We start from the raw sequence: 23,770 nt of genomic DNA on the forward strand, positions 1-23,770 counted from the left end.
AGGCAAAACTGAAAGATTATGATATCCCTTTGAAGTTCGCGGCGGTTCCTGGCAGGTGGAACAAGGATGATGACAATACGTGTCACATCCTTATTGCCAGCCAACTCACTGCGTTTGCAAAGACCGTTATCGCCAAACTACCTGTTCCTGCAAAAATCGGCAGTCTTGTCTTTTGGCCATTCTATATGAGTTTTCCTTTCAAAATACAAAACGAAGCCCGCAATCTCGACACTGATCTACCAACTCCTGCCTGCCATCACGCAAATATTCATATTCACAAAGAACAACATGGATGCTCTTTCGCAATGTCCTAACCGGACAATGCTGACTTAAAAGGGCTATTATGCTCCTTCATCTTCTTTGCCTCGATCCAATGGGATAAATCTCTATGAAGCAAATCTTGCAATTGCAGTATATCTTCTCTAAATAATCCCTTAAGATATTCCCGCATTTCTGGTTTCATCTCAATTTTTTTTAAGTTTTTTGTATCTAAATATTCTACGAATTTAACCCTTTTTTTTTCAATTAAAAAAACTTTGCATATTTGTGTTATTATAGAATTACGTAACGTAGGTTTTGTAGGCTTTCTCAAAAAATTGCAGACAATTTTGACAAATTTATTTCTCGGGATACCAGAAACATTATACTTAATGCTCATATCAGGAATAAAAGAACTATCTATACCTAAAAACGAATAAATATCTTTTGCTAAACCAATAGGATTACTCTTTAAATCATCATATAAACAAACTTTAACTTGGTTGAAATTTTCTAAATATGCCTTTACTTGTTCATAATATAAACTAACACTCTGATAATGCCAACCGTATCCCCAGTTTTTTCTTTTTCTCTCATCCTCTGCTTTTAAGGCATCTTCAAATGATAAATATTCCCGCAAATCCCTACGAAGCATCATATAGTGAGAAAATGTCCTTTCTATCGGATTTCTCAAGATAATTATTATTTTTACTTCACCCAAGTACTCTTTTATATATTTAATAGCATTAACGTAAAAATAGAGATTATCAACGCTTGCTTCCCCTATTGCTTTCTCATAGCTGACCTTACTAAAAAGTTTTTTGTATTCATCAAAATTCTTTATTATTTTTCTTTCAATCTTCCAATCCTTTATTCCTTTTAAAGGAAATTTTACGAATTGAGCTGTTATAAATCGTGGCTCTTTATTCGGACTCATAAATACTTCAGGATGTTGTTTTAGACAATAATAAAGAGACGTTGTTCCACTTTTTGCAGCACCTACTATTAAAAAATTTGGTAACTTTCCTTTCATATTGGAATCCTTTTTCATTTAAAAGATAAATTATCTCCTACTCGATGCCAATTTCTTACCCTTTGACTGTAAATCTAATAGTTACTCCTGGCTAGTTTGCATATCAAACTCCATCTAAAAACAGACATTTTATTTTTCTTCTAATAGTTTCCATTCCTCTACTTCCCGACATCTTCCGTTAGTACACGATTTGCCTCGTTTATATCCACATGCGATAAACTCAATCCTTATCATAACCAATGCGATAAGTCCCTGTTAATTAAATCTTGCAATTTCAGTATATCTTCCCGAAAAATATTTTTAAGATACTCGCTCGTTTCTGGTTTCATTTGAATTTTCCTCATGTTTTTTTTTCTTAATCTTTCCATTAATTTGTTAATTTTTTTCTCTGAAAAAAAAATTTTAACTATTTGCTTTACAAAGCTGCTAGATTCAGATGGTTTAATGAAAAGCTTTTGGATAAATTTATTCTTTGGGACTCCCCCAACATTGAACTGGAAGCTTGTGTCAGGTATAAATGTCGTATCAACCTCTAAGAACTTATACATATCATTTATCAAATTTAAAGAATCTACTTTTAAGTCGTCATACAAGCAAACCTTAACTTGGCTAAATTTTTCTAAATATGCTTTTACCTGTTCATAATAGAAACTGACACTTTTGTAATGCCAGCCATATGCCCAATTCATCTTTTTTCTTTGATCTTCTGCTTTCAAAGCACTTTCAAATGATAAATGCTCTCTCAAACTTGCAACAAACATTTGATAGCTAGAAAAAGTCCTTTCCACAGGATTTCGTAATATGATGATTATTTTCACATCTCCTAAATATTTTTTGATATGTGGAATAGCATCTTCGTAAAAATACAGATTGTCAGCGCTTGCTTCTCCTATTGCCTTTTCATTATTACTCTTTTTAAATAATTTTTTATATACATCAAAACTTTTTACAATACTTTTTTCGGCTTTTTCGTCCCCTATTCCTCCCAAAGGAAATTTTACGAATTGAGCTGTTATAAATCTCGGCTCTTTTACCGAACTCATATAAATTTCTGGATGTTGCTCCAGATAACGATAAAGCGAAGTGGTTCCGCTTTTTGCGGCACCAACAATGAGAAAATTAGGCAATATTATTTTAGTCGACATTTTTTTGTAAATCTAATGCTGTATTTATTTATACTTATTTACAGCATTGTTCGGTTAAGTTTTTGCGTGGTCATAATTTTTAGCATGTTCTTTGAAATTGTAGTTGCCAAAAGGAGAAAAGTTTAAGTTTCTGGCTTCATTATTTATTTTGATTCTCAACTCTCTGACTCTTTTGATAGAAACTTTTTCTTTGAAATTATTGTGACAGTAAATAGCAAGTAGAAGATAGGTAATTAACCCTGCAAGTATTTGAACCATTAATCCGTGCTGTGATCGTGCGATAAGATGATAGACCTTGAGGTGGCGCTTCCACCAACCAAAGAATATTTCAATATTCCAGCGAAGCTTGTAAAGAGAAGCGATATCTTCAGCAGTAAGGTCATGGCGGTCAGTTGCAACCCAATACTCTTTAGCGTCTATCCAATACCCGATAAGGCGAACAGGTTTTTCTGTCTGATTCACCTGGGGTGTTCCAAGCAGGACAAGGGCATCATAAAAGACTATGCTCCCTGGCTTGAGAGGATTGGTTTTTATAACGGATTTATTTGTATTCTCTTTGATACGGCAGACAAAATGCTTTCCTTCTGTCTGCCATAGGTCAAAGTCTTTATGGCACTGATAATAACGGTCCATGATTCCCGTCTGACCAGGGGAGAGTATTTTGTTTACGAAAGGGCGTTCGTCACCTTTACCACCGGTAAGGTAAATTTTTGATGGAATAGAATGGTTAAGATTAAAACCAAGGTGGGCTTTTGCTTTTTTTGCCCCCTTTCGGTAATCTGCCCAATGCATGGAAAGGACTGCGTCAATGAATGAACCATCAATACTGACGAGTTCCCCCAGATGTTCATATTCCTTGGGGAGCACCTTTGTGGCATCGGCTTGAAGTTTCGTGAAAATAAAGAGGAGTTGCTCGAGGCCTCTGTGGTTGATGGCCTCGAAAAAGCTGCTCTTTTTGATACCGTCGGGAGGCGCTATTTTGGTTCTGGCAAAATCATCCTCTTGGAGTTCCTGAAGGAGATCTCTGCCTGAGGAATGTTCTTGGAGATGGTAATAAATAAGTGCTTTGAGTTGTTGTTCGAAATTCATCTGCAACGGCCTGTTTCCTTTTGATTCAAGAGGTGGCACCGAATGAAAAATATTCTGTACAGGACTAAACAGTTCATGAAACGTGGGAATTTTTTGCTGTTTGCAAAACGGATCAATGGTATATGGCATTTTTATAACTCCTTTATAGTTAAAGTGTTATAAAAATTTTGCCATCGTTGACTATTTCAAAAAGTCAAGCAAAAAATACCTCTTTCTAAAAAAATTTATTGTCTTTTGTTTTACGCAAATTTCTAACCGGACAATGCTGACTTATTTATGTCGTTTACTATAATTTCTGTATTCCATCGGAGTTGCTCAATACCTGAAACAGATTTTTCTACTTTATACGTAATATTATGTCCTATAGGTTTGCCCGTCCTAGAGTCAATAGTTCTTTCTATACCGGGATTATTACAAACGGAACAAATATCTATACCCTCTCTTTTTCCATTACTTAATAAGTTGCGAATATTCTTATATTCCTTACTTGCCCATAATTGATAAATGCTTTTGTCACCCATAATATTTCCCATCTTTCGTTTATAGAGTACGTCATTGCAGCAAATAGTCATATCCCCCCACGGGTTAATATTGATTTGTTCAAATGGAAATATACAGAACCATTTTTTGCTTTTAGCAAGTACAGGTATATTCGGAGAATTGCCGCCTCTATTGTGTAAAACTTCATTTTTATATCTCATAGTTACAACAACATTAATTGAGTCTTTAAATTTAGATATACTAAAATCATTAATGAACTTGCTTACTGAAGGAATAAATTCATTCTTCTCATTATAATTGTTTATGTGAATATAACTAATTCCAGCTTTAATTAATTGTTCAACAACTTTAATATTGATTAATATACCGTTAGTCATTATTCTTATATTTGCGCGGGGAGCCTTTTTTCTGAAAAAGGCGACTATATCAGGCAATCTTCTGTCTATTAAAGGCTCATTATTATTGAAAAGCGACAGGATTCCTTCAAAAGAATAATTTTGTAATTCATTTCCTAACCTTTCTATTACCACCCAATCGGCTTCTTTATACTCTCTTTTTTTAAGATGTATATTCATTGGACAAAAAGAGCAATCATTATTGCAAATAGATACTGTTTCAAATTGTACATGGTGAAACAAAGGAATTTCCTCTTTTTGGAATAATGGAGGAAGTAATTTTTGAAGTTTGCGTCTTGTTTGGCTTTGTATTTTTTTTTGAAATATGCTTTTTAGGAATTTCATATGGCTTAAATGCCACGGCATGTATGTAGGTTTATTTATAATCAATCCCATTTCACACTCCCTCAAGAATCTTACTACGGCAAACTTATTATGAACTTGAATACCTTCTTTGGTATTTACTATAATCTTCTATTCTACTTTCAATTTAAAAATATTCGATTTAAATTTTTTTGTTATGGCGTCAAGGACAAATCTATCTTCTTCTCGAAAGCCTTTGATTATAAAACCTACAACAAATATGATACAAACAACAAGACCATTTGAGACAAGTTTTATTAAAGTTGCATGATTTAACAAATAATTATTAATTAGCAAATACTCTTCGACCAAAAAATATTTATCAAGAGTATAAAGTATAATAATCCCAATTGTTCCACACGCAATTCCCGGCATATAACTCATGTTATATGGTTGAATTTTATATATAAAATAAACCTCCCATAACCGTGAAAAATTAACAGTGCCAATTGAAATACCTGTGGCAATTGCGGCACCCAAACATCCGTATTTTGGGATAAGAAAATAGTTTAAAGCTACATTTACAACAACCATCACCATATTGTTTATCATATCTGTCTTTTGTTTTCCGGTCATCGTCAGAGTAAATGCGACACCGCCTGTCGCACAATTAATAAATTGTGCAATAGCTATTATTCTCAAGACAGGAATACCCTCTTTGATATAATCGCGGCCGAAGATCGTTAGTATCTCCCCAGCAGAAAAAATAAGAATTAAAGTAAAAGGCAATGTTAAAAGAAAAACCCAACGAGTCGTGGTCTTGAAAATCTTCCCCAGACGGCCCATCTGTCCTCGATGATACATATCCGCAATGGCTGGGGCATAGATAGAATTGAAGGCTGTTAAAATTAGGGTAAGAAATATGGGAACCTGGGATGCAGCACGGTAGACACCAACTTCTCTGGGTGTCTTCATGTAGCCCAGCATAAGAGTATTCGTCCATAAGATAAGAAATGCCAAAAAACCATTGAACAAAAGTGGAGTAGAGTAACTTAAAAGTTTTCTGATTTCGTAAACAGGTTTAATATCTCTCTTTTTTATTATCGGGAATTGTCTGGTAATAAAGAAAAATCCCGCAAGAACTGCTGTCACATATGAGAGAGTGAAGGCAAAGACAATTCCAGAAACAGCATAACCCAGTTTAATAAAAAGAATTACAAAAACAATATTTGCTGACGGCTGAATAATATCTTTTATATATACAGAAAACCTTGCTGTATGAAAACCTTGCGAAGCCATTGCAATGATCGTCATGGAAGACATAAATGGAACAGCCAAGGCAAAATTTTTTATTACATTCGTTAATGCTGGCTTATAGAATATGGATTCTGCTATAGTGCCTGCAAAAAAATAAATCAAACCCCCAATCAGTATTCCATTAGAAAAAGAGATTAGAGGAGCACTGATTAAAATACCCTTTAATTTTCCAACGTCATCCTTTCGGTAGATGGAAACAAACCTCATTGTCCCCATATGTAGACCCAAACGGGCAATGAGTTCCGCAATTCTTGTGACGGTTAGTCCAAGGGTAAACAAACCAAAAACTTCTGTACTAAAAAAGCGGGCAATAATAACTTGTAATGCAAAAAAAAGGCATCTTCCCGTCACGCTTCCAATAAAGCTAATCCCGGCCCCTTTGGCAACCTTTTTCACATCCTTCGCGGAATCATCGGATACGTTTTGCATTACTTTGTCAAAAAACGTTTGTTAAAAAATGTTTTTAAGTCACAAGATTTGCTAATAGCGCTACCCTTTTTACTATTTTTTAGAACATAGTTATTATATACCACCTTTAGTCCATCAGTAAAGTCAATTTTTGCTTCCCAACCGAGTCTATTTATCTTTTCAACGCACAGAAGCTTCCTTGGCGTTCCATCGGGCTTCGAAGTATCCCAGTGTATTTCTCCCTTAAATCCTACAATTTCCTTAATAATTTCCGCAAGTTCTTTGATCTTCAGTTCTTTGCCTGTGCCAATATTTATAAACTCACCGATATCCGGCGCATTATAGTTCCGCATTAAAAATATGCAGGCGTCAGCCAAATCATTCGCATGGAGAAATTCACGGGAAGGAGCGCCGCTTCCCCAAACCTCAACAAGAGTTGTGAAATGTGAGTTTCTGGTTTCATGTTTCATGTTTATTGGATAATTGCTTTTGATTCCAAATTTGGAAAGGAGATTGACGATCTCCTCATCTTTTACATGGTTCTCATTATGATCATGTATCGGATATTTTTTTAAATCTTTTCTCACAGAGACAAAATCACCGTTTTGTAAACACTTTCCCAGGTGCATTTTTCTTATTAAAGCAGGCAACACGTGGGACGTCTCCAAATCAAAATTGTCATCAAGACCATAAAGATTAGCAGGCATCACGGAGATAAAGTTTGTCCCGTATTGTTCATTATAATATCTACAAAGTTTTATTGCAGATATCTTCGCTATCGCATACGGCTCATTGGTAGGTTCAAGACTCCCGGTAAGCAAATGATCTTCCTTCAACGGTTGAGGGGCAAATTTCGGGTATATACACGATGAACCGAGATTCAATAATTTTTTAACATCATATGCATAGCTTGCATGAATTACATTTGCAGCTATCATAGTGTTCTGATATATAAATTCTGCCTTGTACGTATTGTTAGCCAATATTCCACCGACCTTAGCTGCGGCCAAAAAAACAAATTCTGGCTTTTCTCCTTCAAAAAACGCCTCTACCTCAGACTGCCTTGTTAAGTCCAACTCCTTATGCGTTCTTACGATGATATTTGTATAACCCAAATCCTGAAGTTTACGGACAATGGCAGAACCCGCCAGACCTTTATGACCGGCCACATAGATTTTAGAACTTTGGTTCATGGCTATTGGATTATTTATTGTCATGAGTTATTTATCGTTATTCTAATGATCGTAAATCACCATAAATAATCACAGATACAGAACAACTAACATCCTTCTCTTATCTTCTCATAAAATGAAAAATCATGATTGGTGTAATCGAATCCTTTTTTCTTTGAAATTGCTATTCCTTCTCCACCGGGTTTAAGCCCTGCAAGCTGCATATCATAATCAACCATGATTTTTATAAGCTCATCAAAAGTAGTTCTTGGCTGCCATGCCAACCTCCGTTTTGCTTTTGCTATGTCTGACTCGAGATGTTCAACTTCTGTAGGTCGGAAATATTTCGGGTCTACTTCAATCAAGGGAACACCGGATTTTAAATTGTCTTTCCATCTCTTATCTACACTTTTGACAAACCCTTTCTCCTGAACCCCCTTCTCTTTCCATTCTATTTCTATACCTGCATATTTCAATGCCCTTTCCGCAAATGCTCTTACCGAATAACTTTCTCCTGTACCTATCACATAATCATCCGGTTCATCCTGCTGAACCATAAGCCACATCGCCTCTATATACTCAGGAGCGAACCCCCAGTCCCTTTTAGCATTCAGATTTCCCAGAAAAATTGTCTTTTGCTTTCCGGCAAGGATATTGGCTATCGCTCTTGTAATTTTTCTTGTCACAAACGTTTCTCCTCTCCGGGGACTTTCATGATTAAAAAGTATTCCATTGCAGGCAAAAAGTCCGTATCCTTCTCTATAGTTAACAGTCATCCAGTAGGCATAAAGTTTTGCTATAGCATATGGACTCCTGGGATAGAACAACGTTTTTTCATTTTGAGGCGGTGAAGATGCTCCAAACATTTCCGAAGAGGATGCCTGATAGAACTTGACTTTAACGCCACTCCTTCTTATGGCCTCCAAAATGCGTGTCGTTCCTAAACCAGTTATGTTTCCGGTAAATTCTGGCATATCAAAAGAAACCCTGACGTGCGATTGAGCGCCCAGATGATATATCTCATCTGGTTTTATATTCCATATGATTTCGGCTATAAGAGCAGGATCTGAAAGGTCTCCGTAGTGAAGAAGAAGTTTTGCCTTTGGTGTATGTGGATCGATATAGATATGGTCTATTCGGTGAGTATTAAACGTCGATGCCCTTCGTATGATTCCATGGACCTCATACTCTTTGGAAAGCAAGAATTCAGCTAAGTATGAACCATCCTGCCCTGTAATCCCGGTTATTAAAGCCTTTTTCATAATCTTTCTTATTAAAGATTTTATTCTAGCGCTGATTCAAATCGATAATGATTTCTTTTGCATGTAACGCGTATTACATCGCTATTAATAATTTAACCAGCGCTATTTACCAGTGGTATTCTCCCATAGATGTCTTCACATCTCACGATATCATCTTCACCCATATATTCTCCATTTTGAACTTCGATTATTTCCACTGGCACTTTACCTGGGTTTTCAAGCCTGTGCAAAGTTGATTTCGGAACATAAGCAGATTCATTCTCGTGGATAAACATTTCTCTGTCGCCTATAGTGACCCTTGCGCTTCCTTTTACCACTACCCAATGTTCAGACCGATGGTAATGCATCTGGAGACTTAGTTTCTCATTTGGATTTATCACTATCCGTTTTATTTTATACCGAGAACCTTTCTCAAGAATCGTATAACTTCCCCAGGGCCTGTAAGTAGTAACATGTTCCTCTGCTTCTGTCCGTGCATCTTCTTTCAGTTTATTTACAATATCTTTTACTTTTTGTGCTTCTCCCTTTTTTGCAATCAATATGGCATCATCCGTTTCAACAATCAGACAATTTTCCAGCCCTATGGTTGCTATGTGCCTTTTATTGCCAAGGATAAGGGTCCCCCTGGTGTCTATTGCCAGGACATCACCCTTTTTCACATTGCCGTTTTCATCCTTATCCAGAACATCATAGAGAGAATCCCATGAGCCTACATCATTCCAGTACAAAGCGAAAGGAAGCGCCACCACCTTGTCTGATTTTTCCATAACTGCATAATCTAAGGAGATGTTTGGCATCCGACTGAAGCCCAGCAGCATTTCTTCAAAACTCAAATCAATCATTCCTCTAATATCAGGCGCATAACTATTCAACTCTTCAATTATCGTTTCAATACTAAATGCAAACATCCCGGAATTCCAGAAATAGTCCCCGGCATTTATGTACCACTTTGCCGTCTCAATATCAGGTTTTTCTGTGAATTTTTCTACTTTAAAAAAATTCTTACCGCTCTCCGTTGAGCGCTGACTGCTGAATTTTATGTATCCATAGCTAGTTTCGGGTTTATCCGGTTTCACTCCAAAGGTTACTATATAGCCCTTTCGGGCTATTTCTTCGGCAAACTTGATATACTCCGGAAATTTATCCACCGGTCTTATTATATGGTCCGAAGGAGATAAAAACACAATCTCATCTTTTTTGCAGCCAAGCTTTTCCATGCAGTATTTAATACCAAGCGCTATTGCAGGCGCTGTATTTCTGCTTGCAGGTTCAAGAATTATATGAGAATTTGACGCCTGACGATTGATTGCAGGCAAAGAATTTAAATCTGATAAAACATGGAATTTGTAATCATTATTTGTTAATACTATTATATCTTCTTTGGAAAGCGCCTTTAAGAGTCTCTCCGCCGTTTGTTGCAGAAAAGATTTGTCGCCATTCAATCTTAAAAATTGCTTCGGGTAGTTCTTTCTTGATAGCGGCCAGAGCCTTTCTCCACTGCCCCCCGCAAGAATTAGCGCCTTCACTTGAATGGTCCTCCAAGACGTTTAATCAAAAACCCCATGCCAATATCTCAGTGAAAAAAATGCCACTGTAACCTTGGCTAAGAAAATCATAGCTTATAGTCGCTCGTAAATAACTTTAGGAATTGCATAGGTGCGATTATTCATGATTACGCCAACCAGATTTGCTTTTTTCTGTTTCAAAGGTGTTAATAATCGTTGCAGGACATGGCGGCTGGTTTTTCCTTCATTCACAACAAGGGCAATTCCATCTAAATATGGACAAAGGACGCAGGCATCTTTAAAGCTCCTTAGGTTTGCATAATCAATAAAAACCAGCTCATACTTCTCTTTGGCAGCCTTGATTACATTGGCCATACGGGTAGAATCTAAAAGGGGTGTCGAATTAAGGGACGTATCACCCGCCGGTAACACTGCTAAATTAGGACTTATATCCTGAACCGCTTTTTCTAATGAGATTTTACCTTCGAGTACATTCGCAAGACCCTTCTCATCAGAGATATTAAAGATCTTGTGGATTACCGGGGCTCGTAAATTGGCATCAATAACTACCACTTTATGACCTGCCTTGTTCGACAAAAAATTGGCGAGATTGGCTATAATTGTGGTAGACCTGTCTGAAGGTGAGCATGCAGTTATCAAGATTGACTTTAAACCTTTATCTTTCATTAAAAGATATATTTGGTCTGAGAGATTCTGATAGAAGGGATTCATTCTCTTCGAATCTGTATTCAAAGCTTGATTTTTAAACCCTTTTTTTGGGATGGAGCCTAAAAGAGGTAAATTAAGAAATGTTTCCACGTCTTGGGGTGATTTAAATGTATGGTCAACATATTCAAACCCAAAAGCAAGTATAATTCCTAAAAACGGGCTCATTAAAAAGGCAATAAACAAGGTGACGATTTTACCGGTTCCATCTGGCTCAAGGGGTGGCTGCGCCTGCTCAATAATCTTAACACTTGCAGGACCAATGGCCTCTGTGGTAGAGAGTGTCTTTCCGGTAAGACTTCCGGACATCTTATCAATTGCATTTTTCAATTGTATCACGATTGGATGCATTTCTCCGTATTGCAATTGAAGCTCTGCCATTTGCTGCTCAAGGTCGTAAATAACATATGACCGGCTTACCACATTGGCAATTGTAGCAGATGCTTCAGGGCTAAAGTCATATGCATCGATTGTAAATAAATTGGTGTCTCTTATTGGATTAACTGCTATGCTCCCTTTGAGTCCTTCTACTGCCATTCTAATGGCATATGTCTGTTCATCTTCGGGAGGCACGCTATCAGGATTCGGCGCCGTAAGTCCGGTTTCGGTATCCACGGCAAACTTTTCCATCCATTGCGATATCCAAAGCTTTAAATCTATCAAATACGCTCTCAGCGTGGAACAGTAATTCTTCTCGTAATCAGATGGACGTTCATAAAGTTTAAGCGCCCTTACAACACGCTCAATTACAGGGTTTGAATTAACAATCTCAGCCTGAGTAAGAGATATTCCAATTTGTTGATAACTATTCAATTCCTTATAGTAAGGAGACTCAAACTGTTTTTCTCCTGAAATGAGCATCTTAACCTGGGCATGATAAACCGGCGTTTTAAGTTCCAGCCCGATGACAACGCTTATCATTATGACCACAAATGTAATGATAATTACGGCCTTGTGTCTGAAAATAACGGTTAAATAATCTCGTAAAGTACTTCCAGAAAAATTCAAGTTATGATCCTCCCTTAAAGAATGCCTTCTAATATTATGACTATATCCTCCGGCTCTAAACGAATATCTTTACCAACTTGTCCACTCACGGCGCCTTTCATATCAACTTTTATGTTTGTGTATTCCGCTTTACCCGGAACTGTTCGGAGAATTTTGACTCTGTCAAGAGAACCGTATTTTGCAAAGCCGCCAGCAAGGGATATTGCCTTAAGAACTGTTGTACCCTCTTCAAGTGTAAATTTACCAGGTTTCAAAACTTCACCATATACAAAGAAACTTCTGCTGCGTTCAACAATTACTATATCCTCGGGTTCAATGGCCATATCGCCGTTCATGCCGCTTTCTTGAGTACCTCTGAGATCTATATTGATTTCTTTATATTCTTTTTTATTTCTCTGCCTGCGTCTGACTTTTACATCGCCATAAAATCCTTCGGGAGTGATGCCTCCCGCCGCAGAGATAGCTTTCAATACTGTCATATTGTCTTCGAGTATATATTTCCCTGAATTTTTAATCTCTCCAAATACAAAAAATTTCATGCTTTTAGAAGTTGACGGGGTTACAGACACAACAGGATATTTTATGTAACCGCTGGCAAGTCTTTTTGCTATTTCTTTTTCAATCTCCGACAAACTCATTCCTTTAACATAAATGGTTCCGATGTACGGGAACGATATTGAACCATCTGCTGTTACTTTTGCTACCGTTTTAAGGTCATCGTGTCCAAGTACATTTATATTAAGCACATCATCAGCGCTAATAGTATACTCTTGTTCCTTAGGTTCATCTGCACAACATAAAGTGGATGTAATAAAGGCAATTAATAATATCACGAAAACTACCATAGTATTTTTTATCATTTCCATCACCTGTTTTGATCCAAAAATTTAAAAAAGTGTAAATTACATTCTTTGTGTTGTTGAATATAGAAACACATTTGATTATCGACAACATTTGATAATTCTTTACCTTTAAATTTTAGCAGATTTTTAAGGAATACTTTGGAAAAGCTATTAAAACCGCCTGACAATCTATCGTCACTCCTATAAAACAACCTTAGTATCAACAAACTGTTCTTGGAAAAAGGCTGTCATAATAAAAAACTATTTATTCCATTCACCACCTTTCTCTGGTAAAAATACCTCTATGAAAAGGCCTGCCTGTAAAGATTTTATCCTTTGATTCTCTTTTTGGTAAGAATTTTGTCTGCCAGACTTGCATGGCTAGGTGTGACGAGTCTGATCTTGCTTGAAGACGCTCGCATTTATGCCGATTTATGGTAAACAATTTAATTACAGTATGACCCACTCTTGCACTAAATTAATTGCTCAGGTATAATTTTATAAATATTGCCAGACAAAAACAAGTATTTTCTCCTGGATACCATAAATTCACGAATTTTGAAGATCCAACAGAACGAGGAAATCATTGCAAAAACTGACTAAATATGCTACAAAATCGACTTACTCCTGAGACCCCCTCGGTTGGTGAGTTTCGTACATCAATCATCTTATACCAAATCAGGCCTTAGCTTAAAATCTTAATTTGGACAAGAGTATTATTAAATAGAATCAAAATTTATTGACAGTATTAGGGAAGTTCTCATGCTGAAAAGAATGCAAATCTCTGCCAGGGGTCTTGTTCAGGGGGTGGGGTTCCGCCCTTTTATCTATAATCTTGCCACAAAATTTTCCTTAGCTGGTTTTGTACAAAATGACACGAACGGAGTTTTCATAGATGTCGAAGGTCGTAATGAATCTATAAAAGAATTTCTTGACCACCTTATTAAATCACCCCCTCCCCACGTTATTATTGAAGACATCCGCTATAGGTCATTTCCTCCCAGAGGTTACAAGGAATTTGTCATCGAAGAAAGCGCTATTAAAGAAGGCGATACTACGATAGTTTCTGCCGATATTTCGATCTGCCAGGATTGTTTCAATGAAATACATAACCCAACAGACAGGCGTTATCGTTACCCCTTTATTAACTGCACCAATTGCGGCCCTCGTTTTACTATTATAAAAGATACTCCTTATGACAGGGCCAATACAACAATGTCAAGTTTTCCTATGTGCCCGGATTGCAGCAAGGAATATTATGATCCCCAAAATAGAAGGTTCCATGCCCAGCCCAACGCCTGCCCTGTTTGTGGTCCTCAGCTAACACTATATAGCAGCGAAGGCTTAAAAGTTCATACACGCGATCCCCTTTCCACCGTTTGCAATCTTCTGAAAGGGGGAAAGATCGTTGCTGTAAAAGGGGTTGGGGGATACCATCTTGCCTGTGATGCAATGAATAGCACGACCGTCTCTCTGCTGAGGAAAAGAAAGAACAGGGATGATAAACCACTTGCCGTAATGATGGAAAACATCGGGACTATAAGGCAGTTTTGCCACGTGAATGGCAAGGAAGAAGCTCTCTTATTATCGGCACAAAAACCTATCGTGTTGCTGAGAAAAACGAGTCGTTGTACCCTTTCCCCGGAAGTTGCCCCGGAGCATAAATATCTTGGTGTAATGTTGCCTTATACCCCCCTTCACTATCTGCTCCTGAAAGAATCAGGACTCTCTCTCGTGATGACGAGTGGCAACATGAGCGATGAGCCAATTGTTTATAATGATTCAAACGCCTTCGCAAGGCTCAAAGGCATTGCAGACTATTTCCTCACACATGATCGTGAAATCTTTATAAGATGTGACGATTCGGTTGTAAGGGTAAACGAGGACAAAGAAACGATCATCCGCAGGTCGAGAGGCTATGCACCATTTCCACTAAGACTGCAATACACTTTTACAAGACCTACCCTTGCCTGCGGGGCATTTCTTAAGAATACCTTTTGCCTGGCGCGCAGGAATCATGCTTTTTTGAGTCATCATATAGGAGACCTCGAAAATACGGAAACCTTAAACTCTTTTGAGTTAAGTATCGAACATTACAAAGAGCTTTTTTCCATAGAGCCTGAGATAGTCGCATACGACCTTCATCCGGAATACCTTTCCACTAAATACGCCCTTACTCAGAACGACAAGATTTTAAAGATAGGAATTCAACACCACCATGCCCATATTGTAAGCTGTATGGCTGAGAATGGAATTAATAACAAAGTAATCGGCGTGGCATTTGATGGATTAGGGTATGGGGATGATGGTAATTTCTGGGGAGGAGAGTTTCTTGTTGCAGACTTTTCAGGCTATGACCGGGCAGGCCATCTCGATTATGTACCCATGCCTGGGGGAGAACAGGCAATCAAAGAACCGTGGCGTATGGCTGTTTCATATCTCTATCAGATTTATGGTGACAATATTCCTTTGATCCCTCACACAAGTCCCCTCTTGTCGGCAGAAAAAACAGATGGGGAATTAAACCGAGCAAAAATAGAAATACTCTTAAAAATGTTATTACACCGTATTAATTCACCGTTAACATCAAGCATGGGAAGGCTATTTGATGGTGTGGCTTCAATACTTGGTTTGCACCACTCCGTTAGCTACGAGGGTCAGGCTGCAATAAAACTCGAATTAATCGCGGACGAATATGAAACTGGAAGCTACCCGTTTGATATTGATGTCATTGCAGGGGCACGCTGTAACATGCCCTTACATATCGTTCATTGGGGGCAAATTATTAAACATATAGTAAATGATCTGAAATCTAAGACTGCAAATTCGGTAATTTCTGCAAAATTTCACAATACCATAGCAAATATGACACTTCAGGTATGCACAATACTCCGTAACAGTTTGGGTTTAAACGACGTTGTTCTGTCGGGTGGAGTATTCCAAAACAATTTTCTTTCCAGCCGGCTTATCCGGAAACTCAGTTCAAACGATTTCAAGGTGTATTTTCCTCAAAAAATTCCATGCAACGATGGAGGTATCTCATTAGGACAGGCAGTTATTGCCAGCGAAAGATGTAGAATATGTGCTTAGCCGTTCCCATGAAACTTATTAAAAATAATGGCATCACCGGTGTGGCCGAACTTGGCAGTCTGCAGAAGGAGATCGGGCTTCAGCTTTTAGAAGATGTAAAGGTTGGTGATTATGTGATCGTCCATGCAGGTTATGCCATTCAAAAATTAGATGAAAAAGAGGCGGCTGTGACAATCGCATTGCTTGAAAGTTTTTTGCAAGAATGATTTTTTTACAGAGATTGCCGCATGTTCAAATGCCTTAGCAACCTGTATTGCCATATTTTTGTATAAAGCAGGAAAATAGTTTGCATTTTCAGACGGGTTCATATAATATTCAAAACTTTAAAAATAATATAAGGTATCTGTTTTGAAGCATAGTTGTGATAGTCAAAGATTTTAGAGTTTTGGAAGTTTTTATTTGACGCATTGATACTTATAAAAGGAGATGACATGACAGTACAAAAAGCTACCAATATCAAATGGCATCATGGCAAGATTACCAAAGACGACAGATTCAAACTCATGAAACAAAAAGGGGTAACCATATGGCTTACAGGCCTGTCAGGTTCGGGAAAGTCAACCATTGCCGTTGAGCTTGAGCATGCCCTCCTTGAAAATAAACATCTGGCGTACATACTCGATGGTGACAATATTCGTCACGGTCTCAATAAAAATCTTGGTTTCTCACCCGAAGACCGTACGGAAAATATTCGGCGCATTGGCGAGGTGGCCAAGCTGTTTACGGATGCAAATATGATAACCATAACGGCCTTTATATCGCCATACAGACAGGACAGGGACAATGTCAGGAAACTCCTGAAAGATGGGGAATTTGTAGAGATTTATGTAAAATGCCCCCTTGAGGTCTGTGAACAGCGTGATACAAAAGGGCTTTACAAAAAGGCACGCGCAGGCGAAGTCAAGGAATTTACCGGCATATCAGCGCCGTATGAAGAGCCCTTGAATCCTGAGTTGATGATCGACACCTCAAAGATGACCGTTGAAGAATCAACGCGGACAGTATTAAATTATCTTGAGGGAAAGGGGTATGTGAAGTTTTGAGGAATGTGGCTGGATGTAATACAGGTAGGTTGGGTTCACTTCTTTAACCAACAATTCAAATATCCCTGTCACGCGCAATCGTAGCCAATTGACCATCCCTACTCCCCTCCTTCGCAAGGAGGGGACAAAGGGAAGGCGAAAAACTTATATTTTTAAAAAGAAGGAAAAACTAGAAATCTTTTATGATGCTGAACCAGACGTGCTTATCAAATTCTTCTGAGCCATTTAAGGGTAATTCATACCCTGCTAGCACATAAAGTTCCCGGCAAAGATCCCATCGAAGTCCAGGCAGGAGATCGACGAAATATTGTTCTTCCTCATCCAATCCAAACCCCTTATGCCCGTTTAATTCAATAAAAGGTGTAATGCCATGCAAAACAGGATTTTTGTGTGTGGTAAAAGTTTTTGATACCGCAGCGCCGTAAAGAAAATCCATTCCAGAAATTTATTACGGCTCGCAATCGGCCAGTTCTTTTTATCCAAAGATAGCATTCTTGAGATAGTGTAGTTAGTATTTCACATAATTTATTTCCACCCCCCACCCAACGCCTGGTAAATATTAACCATTGCGAACATTTGCTGTGCTTTTGTTTCGATCAATTCCATTTTCGCTTCCAACGCATCACGTTGGGTCATTAACACTTCCAGATAATCGGCCCTGGCTGATTTGAACAGTTTATTTGCAATAGTAATCGACTGGGTAAGCGCCTGCACCTGTTTTTCCTTCCGGTCATAAGTTTTTCCCAGGTTACTGACCTTTGACAGTTTATTGACAACCTCAATGTAAGCGTTCAGAACGGTACGTTCGTAATTGTAAACAGCTTGTATCTGCTTTGCGTTTGCATTGTAGTAGGCTGACTTTATTGCTCTTCTGTTGATCAGGGGTACCGACAATTCTCCGGCCAGGTTATACAGCATGGATTCTGGCGTTCTTATTAAAAACTTCGGATCAAATGCCTCATAACCTACGCCTGCAATAATATCTAAAGAAGGGTAAAACCTGGCTCTTGCCACCTTCACATCCAGCTTTGCTGCTGCCAGCTCCAGTTCGGCTTGTTTAATGTCAGGACGGTTGGTCAATAATTGCGATGGGAGACCGGTATGCATTGTGTCAGGCACCAAACCATTATAGCCCTGAGAGTTTCGCTGAATAGGCTGAGGGAATCTACCCACCAGAAAGTTGATCCTGTTCTCTGTTTCCGTGATCTTTTGTTCAATATTGTACTGATAACTTTGGTTTTTGAGCACCTCTGCCTCAAACTTACGCACTGCCAGTTCGGTGGCTTTAGCTGCTTGTTTCTGTAGTTTTACGATTCCTAGGGCATTTTTTTGTATTTCAATGTACTTTTTTACCGTTGCCAGCAGGTTATCGAGCGCCATCAGTTCGTAATAAGAACTGGCTATTTCGGCAATCAGCTTAGTTACCATGAAATTTTTCCCTTCAATTGTGGACAGATACCTCAATGCTGCTGCTTTTTTAGCATTTCGCAGCTTTTTCCATATATCCACTTCCCATGAAACATTGGCGGATATCAGATAATCCGGCAGTGGTTCAGGGAATTCCTTGCCAGGTTTAATGTCAAGGTTTTTTTCAACAGCCCCATCCCTGGTAAACTCGCCCACCTTTTCAGCCCCGGCTCCCACCTTAAGATTTACAAAAGGCAGATATTCTCCTTTTTTGGCTTGTACTTCATTTTCGGCAATGACAATTTCCTGCAAAGTGATATTCAGTTCCTGGTTGTTTTGCAGTGCGGTATCAACCAGGGCTATAAGATTGGTATCGGTGAAAAATTTCATCCAACTAATCTGTGCCGTATTGGTTGTATCCTGTGCATTATTATAACTTTCCGGAACGTTGTTATTTGCTGTTTTCTGTAACAACGCAGGCGCACAGCCTTCGAATACCAGCGAAATACAGAATATCCTTAGATAGCTTAATATGTTATTTCTTTTCATTGTATTTAATTTCTTCGATTACTCCCTTTTTTCTCCCCTTAACAATTTTTTAATTAGTTCGTTGTCCTTCCTTAGGTTTTTTGAGATCATGTTTTAACTTTCTCTTGTATGTACATATTCTTCGGACAGGGGTTCGTCATATTCATCCCTTATGAGTTGCTGGCCTTCTATGAGTTTACCGAACAGGTAATACAATCCGGGAATAATGATTACCCCGAAAATGGTTCCAATGAGCATACCCCCAAGAGAGGATGAACCTATGGTACGATTACCAATGGCACCAGGACCGGTGGAGATAACCAGGGGTACCAGTCCCGCACAAAAGGCAAAGGAAGTCATCAGGATCGGCCGGAAACGCACCCTGGCGCCTTCTATGGCGGCATCAAGTATGGTCGCTCCCTGCCGATGGTTCTGAACGGCAAATTCCACGATCAGCACAGCATTCTTAGCCAGCAAGCCGACCAACATGATCATTCCCACCTGGGCATAAACGTCGTTGGCCAATCCCATGAGCTTGAGCAGTAAAAACGAACCAAATACTCCGATTGGCAGGGAAAGGATTACTGCTAAAGGCAAGACGAAGCTCTCGTACTGTGCAGCAAGCACCAAATAGATAAAAATGAGCACGATAATAAAGATATAAACCGCTTCATTTCCCCGTGCGGCTTCATCAAACGAAAGGCCTTCCCAGGCGGTGTCATACCCCGTGGGCAAAGTTTCCTCAGCTACCTTCCGTATTACTTGTATGGCATCGCCAGTGGTGTACCCCCGTGCGGGAAATCCCCTGATGGCTGCCGAATTGTATAAGTTGTAACGGGTAATTTCATTGGGGCCCTGTGTTTTTTTAATCTTCATAAATGCTGAATAAGGCACCATCTCACCATGTTCACTTTTTACATACAGGTTCTTAATATCCGATGGGAACCTCCGGCTTTCCGGAACTGACTGTGTGTAAACTTTGAAAAAACGGCCAAATCGAATAAACCCTTGCTCATAAGTACTCCCTATCAAAATGTTGAGGTTTTCCATTGCTTTTCCGATAGACACTCCTTTTTGCATAGCAATTTTGTTATCTATCTCCAACTCATATTGAGGATAATTGGCCGCATAAAAGGTAAATAAGCCGGACAGCTCTTTTCGCTTGCGCAAGGCGTCCATGAATTCGTTATTTATTTTTTCAAATTCATGGTAATCCGTAGAATTGGTTTTATCGAGCAAGCGCAGGGAAAAACCGCCAGAAGAACCAAATCCCGGCACAGGAGGTGGTTCAAAAAACTCTATGATGGCTCCAAGATCCTTCGTTTTTTCTTCCAATTCCTCTATGATCTCACGAACCGATTGTTTACGCTCCGACCAGTCCTTCAGGTTGATAAGGCAAGTCCCCGCATTAGAGCCTCGTCCTTCTGTCATGATCTCATAACCGGCCAATGAAACAACCGATTCAACACCATCAATTTCTTCACAAATTTTTTGCAGTTCCTGGGCTACCTGATTGGTTAATTCCAGAGTGGATCCCGGAGGGGTTTGTATAATGGCATAGATTGTCCCCTGGTCTTCACCGGGAACAAACCCTGCCGGAACAACTTTATTTTCCAGGAATATCCCTATACCAAATGCCAGCAATATCACGAAAGTGACCAATCTTCTGCTTACTATTAATTTTAGCAATCCGACATATCTTCCTGTCAGCTTTTCAAACCACCTGTTAAAATAGCCGAGCAACCACTTGATCGGTGATTTCTTTCTCGGTTTGCCGTGCGTATTCTTCAATATGATGGCACACAGCACCGGTGTAAGCGTAAGTGCAACAATACCCGAAATAACAATGGAAGTGGCCATCGTAATGGAGAACTGCCGGTAGAATACACCTACCGGGCCAGACATGAATGCAACAGGGATAAATACCGCCGTCATCACCAGTGTAATGGCAATAATGGCGCCACTGATTTCACCCATCACTTGTTTGGTGGCATTGTATGGCGACAGGTTTCCTCCTTCCATTTTGGCATGTACGGCCTCTACCACCACAATGGCATTGTCCACTACAATACCAATGGCCAGCACAAGGGCAAATAAGGTGACCAGGTTGATGGAAAGTCCGAAAAGCTGCATGAAAAAGAAGGCGCCGATCAGGGATACCGGAACGGCCAGTGTTGGAATTAACGTGGAGCGCCAATCGCCAAGAAAGATAAATACGACTAAAGCTACCAATATAAATGCGTCTCGTAAAGTATGCATCACTTGTTCAATAGAGGCGCCCAAAAATTGCGATACATCATAACTGATCTTATAATCCATTCCCGGTGGGAACTCCGCTTTTAATTTTTCCAGTTTGGCCTTTACCTGCTTAATTACATCATTGGCATTACTGCCGACTGTTTGTTTTAAAACAATGGATGCCGCAGGATGACCGTCAAGATTGGAATAGATGTCAAAAAATTCGCTTCCCAGCTCTACCTTGGCTATATCCTTCAGGTAGAGTATTTCGCCTTTTTCATTGGCACGAATGATAATATTCTCATATTGTTCCGGCTTATTATACCTTTCCTGGTATGTCAGCACATATTCCACCGATTGTGCATGTATTCCTGAACTTTGCCCTAATCTTCCAGGCCTGCCTATGATGCTTTGCTCCGCCATTGCCTCCATCACTTCTTCTGCCGAGATGTTATATGCCCGCATCCGATCGGGTTTCAACCAGATGCGCATGGCATATTTTCGGCTCCCCAGTATTTGCGCCATCGCTATACCGTTAATTCGCTGTATTTCCGGTATCATTTTGGTATAGGCGTAATTGTAAAGGAATTTTTCATCGGTATTTTTATCTTTACTGTATAGGTTCACATACATCAGCATGCTGGGTTGTATCGGTGTGATGATAACTCCTTCCATTTGAACCAGCAGGGGAAGATTGGGCATCACCTGATCCACCCTTGTTTTCACTCTTATAACCGCTTCATTAGGATCAGTACCGGGTTCAAATATTACCCGTATGGTAGCCTCTCCGGCACTGGTAGCGTCAGATGCTATGTACCTCATGCCCTGAACACCGTTGATAGCTGTTTCCAACGGAATAAGGGTGGACTTAACCAACACATCGGCATTGGAGCCCGGATAAGCGATAAAAATATTTACCGTTGTGGGGGCAATTTCCGGAAACTGCGATATAGGTAGCTGTGTTATGGCCAGTCCACCCATGAAAACAATGACGAGCGATATGACAACTGAGAAGATGGGCCTATGAAGAATTTTTCTGAACATATTTCTTGCCTTTCTTAATACTTACATTATTCTGCATATAATTCCAGATGTGACATTACCGAATCGGGATCCAGAAATTCATAGGTTATTTCATCCTTATCTCTTACTTTGCGCAAGCCTTCTAAAAGTATCTTGTCGTTTTCAGTCAAACCTTCTTTTACTACAAATAGGTGTGGCATTTCCTCTCCTACGATAATTTGCCTTGTTCTTACTACATTGTTTTCATCTATCACAAAAACATATTTCTTGTCCATGATCTCAAAAGTGGCTTTCTGCGGGATCAGCAGTGCATTTATGAGCGGTTCGGTCATTAGGATATTACCTGTTTCTCCATGCCTTAACAGCCGTTCCGGATTGTGGAATGTTGCCCTGAAAGCAATATTGCCTGTTTCGTTGTTAAAATCGGCTTCAATGGTGGTAACTACTCCGGGGTATTCAAAAATCTGATTATTTGCCATTTGTAACTTTACTTGTATCGGGCTGTCGTTTTTTATCCTTGTTTTGTAATCTAAATATTCCGCTTCCGGCACGTTGAAATACGCCCACATTTCACTGTTGTCTGACAAGGTGGTAAGCAGTTCGCCTTCTTCCAAAAGACTTCCAAGCCTTACCTGGAAGCGACCCATCAAACCATCAAAGGGGGCTCTGATCTCCGTAAACATTAAGTGTGCCCGAGCCAATTCCTGTTCAGCCTTTGCTTTATCGAATCTGGCCTTAGCCATTGCCAATTCATTAGGAGATACTACATTGTCGTCCGCAAGCGACTTTGTATTTAAGTATTCAATTTCTGCCGCCTTTGCTTCGGCCTGTGCTTTCTTCAATTCGGCATGGTATATGATGGGCATGATCTGGAACATAAGCTGCCCTTTCTTTACCAACTGCCCTTCATCCACAAAAATCTTCTTTAAGTAGCCTCTTTCGAGTGCTCTTAGTTCAATATGTTGTATGGCATGGATTTGACATACGTACTCCCTGGTGATGGAAGTGCCTTTTCTCGCCGGGCTGGTAACCTGAAATTTGACTTCCTCTTTTTTATGTTCTCCGTGTACTGTTTCATCACAGCCTGTATGGCATAACAAAGCAATCAGGCTTACGAGTATGAGCATTCTTGTCATCAATATTTCGGACATTTTAAATGTTTATTATTAAAAAATTAGAAAATTAAAACGGGTATATTCCCTGCTGAGTTGGTAAGCAAAAATGGCAGACAGAGCCTCAGCCTGAAAACCTGCTTACATCACCGATGCGTCCATACACTAATGAAGCGCTTTAAGCAGCAACGTAAATTAATTAAACAAGCCAGGCAGCAAAGGCTCCCTATTCAGAAAGGATCAAAGGAGGAATACTTCAAAAAGAAGGTAAAAGGGAGGATGGTAAAGGTGGCAAGTCGATAAAGGGACAGACCGTAACGGCGACGCATTTACATGATTTGTTAATTGCACCCCGTTGGAATAAT

18 protein-coding genes are annotated in these 23,770 nt (G+C 39.2%); 4 read left to right on the forward strand and 14 right to left on the reverse strand.

Features of this window, described 5'->3' with window-relative positions:
- Window positions 1–29: 29 nt before the first annotated feature.
- The gene (locus BROSI_RS00190) at window positions 30–314 is read left to right on the forward strand and encodes a hypothetical protein (RefSeq protein WP_052561225.1); all 285 of its coding nucleotides are present in this window, start codon (window positions 30–32) and stop codon (window positions 312–314) included.
- On the opposite strand, the gene BROSI_RS00195 is transcribed toward BROSI_RS00190, so the two are convergent.
- The 10 genes from BROSI_RS00195 to BROSI_RS00240 form a co-directional block, all read right to left on the reverse strand.
- A complete protein-coding gene (locus BROSI_RS00195; protein ID WP_052565544.1) occupies window positions 311–1,291 on the reverse strand; it encodes a sulfotransferase family protein in 981 nt (326 codons plus the stop codon). The genes BROSI_RS00190 and BROSI_RS00195 overlap by 4 nt on opposite strands.
- A 230-nt stretch (window positions 1,292–1,521) precedes the next feature.
- Window positions 1,522–2,436, reverse strand: a complete 915-nt coding sequence (locus BROSI_RS00200; protein WP_052561228.1) for a sulfotransferase family protein — start codon at window positions 2,434–2,436, stop codon at window positions 1,522–1,524.
- 54 nt (window positions 2,437–2,490) lie between these two features.
- Window positions 2,491–3,642, reverse strand: coding sequence for an IS4 family transposase (locus BROSI_RS00205; RefSeq protein ID WP_420886063.1), 1,152 nt, complete (start codon window positions 3,640–3,642; stop codon window positions 2,491–2,493).
- A 134-nt stretch (window positions 3,643–3,776) separates the two neighbouring features.
- The gene (locus tag BROSI_RS00210; RefSeq protein WP_052561231.1) at window positions 3,777–4,817 is read right to left on the reverse strand and encodes a radical SAM/SPASM domain-containing protein; all 1,041 of its coding nucleotides are present in this window, start codon (window positions 4,815–4,817) and stop codon (window positions 3,777–3,779) included.
- A 78-nt stretch (window positions 4,818–4,895) separates the two neighbouring features.
- On the reverse strand, window positions 4,896–6,437 hold the full coding sequence (locus BROSI_RS00215; protein ID WP_157842283.1) for a flippase: 1,542 nt from the start codon (window positions 6,435–6,437) through the stop codon (window positions 4,896–4,898).
- A gap of 32 nt (window positions 6,438–6,469) precedes the next feature.
- Entirely contained in the window at window positions 6,470–7,642 is a 1,173-nt protein-coding gene (locus tag BROSI_RS00220; RefSeq protein ID WP_052565548.1) for a GDP-L-fucose synthase family protein, read from the reverse strand.
- An 86-nt stretch (window positions 7,643–7,728) separates the two neighbouring features.
- Window positions 7,729–8,883 carry a GDP-mannose 4,6-dehydratase gene (gene gmd, locus BROSI_RS00225; RefSeq protein WP_052561237.1) on the reverse strand — a complete coding sequence of 385 codons (1,155 nt, stop codon included), beginning with the start codon at window positions 8,881–8,883 and terminating at the stop codon, window positions 7,729–7,731.
- A gap of 92 nt (window positions 8,884–8,975) precedes the next feature.
- Window positions 8,976–10,409, reverse strand: a complete 1,434-nt coding sequence (locus BROSI_RS00230; protein ID WP_052561240.1) for a mannose-1-phosphate guanylyltransferase/mannose-6-phosphate isomerase — start codon at window positions 10,407–10,409, stop codon at window positions 8,976–8,978.
- A 93-nt stretch (window positions 10,410–10,502) separates the two neighbouring features.
- The gene (locus BROSI_RS00235) at window positions 10,503–12,122 is read right to left on the reverse strand and encodes a polysaccharide biosynthesis tyrosine autokinase (RefSeq protein WP_052561243.1); all 1,620 of its coding nucleotides are present in this window, start codon (window positions 12,120–12,122) and stop codon (window positions 10,503–10,505) included.
- A gap of 14 nt (window positions 12,123–12,136) precedes the next feature.
- Entirely contained in the window at window positions 12,137–12,982 is an 846-nt protein-coding gene (locus BROSI_RS00240) for a polysaccharide biosynthesis/export family protein (RefSeq protein ID WP_052561246.1), read from the reverse strand.
- Between the two features lie 744 nt (window positions 12,983–13,726).
- Between BROSI_RS00240 and hypF the strand changes: the two genes are divergently transcribed.
- From hypF to cysC, 3 genes are all read left to right on the forward strand, one after another.
- Entirely contained in the window at window positions 13,727–16,054 is a 2,328-nt protein-coding gene (gene hypF, locus BROSI_RS00245) for a carbamoyltransferase HypF (protein ID WP_052561250.1), read from the forward strand.
- Window positions 16,055–16,062: 8 nt separating this feature from the next.
- Window positions 16,063–16,260, forward strand: coding sequence for a HypC/HybG/HupF family hydrogenase formation chaperone (locus BROSI_RS00250; RefSeq protein WP_200891659.1), 198 nt, complete (start codon window positions 16,063–16,065; stop codon window positions 16,258–16,260).
- 225 nt (window positions 16,261–16,485) lie between these two features.
- Window positions 16,486–17,097 (forward strand): adenylyl-sulfate kinase, encoded by a 612-nt coding sequence (cysC, locus tag BROSI_RS00255; RefSeq protein ID WP_052561255.1) that lies wholly within the window; start codon window positions 16,486–16,488, stop codon window positions 17,095–17,097.
- A gap of 169 nt (window positions 17,098–17,266) precedes the next feature.
- Here the strand turns inward: cysC and BROSI_RS00260 are convergent, their stop codons facing one another.
- From BROSI_RS00260 to BROSI_RS00275, 4 genes are all read right to left on the reverse strand, one after another.
- Window positions 17,267–17,533, reverse strand: a complete 267-nt coding sequence (locus BROSI_RS00260; RefSeq protein ID WP_052561257.1) for a hypothetical protein — start codon at window positions 17,531–17,533, stop codon at window positions 17,267–17,269.
- An 89-nt stretch (window positions 17,534–17,622) separates the two neighbouring features.
- Window positions 17,623–19,053, reverse strand: coding sequence for a TolC family protein (locus BROSI_RS00265; protein ID WP_052561259.1), 1,431 nt, complete (start codon window positions 19,051–19,053; stop codon window positions 17,623–17,625).
- Window positions 19,054–19,146: 93 nt separating this feature from the next.
- Window positions 19,147–22,314 carry an efflux RND transporter permease subunit gene (locus tag BROSI_RS00270; protein WP_052561261.1) on the reverse strand — a complete coding sequence of 1,056 codons (3,168 nt, stop codon included), beginning with the start codon at window positions 22,312–22,314 and terminating at the stop codon, window positions 19,147–19,149.
- A 26-nt stretch (window positions 22,315–22,340) separates the two neighbouring features.
- Complete coding sequence (locus BROSI_RS00275) at window positions 22,341–23,429, reverse strand: efflux RND transporter periplasmic adaptor subunit (protein ID WP_052561263.1); 1,089 nt, start codon at window positions 23,427–23,429, stop codon at window positions 22,341–22,343.
- Between the last annotated feature and the right edge of the window lie 341 nt (window positions 23,430–23,770).

Source organism: Candidatus Brocadia sinica JPN1 (assembly GCF_000949635.1).
In the GTDB taxonomy this organism is placed as follows: Bacteria; Planctomycetota; Brocadiia; order Brocadiales; family Brocadiaceae; genus Brocadia; species Brocadia sinica.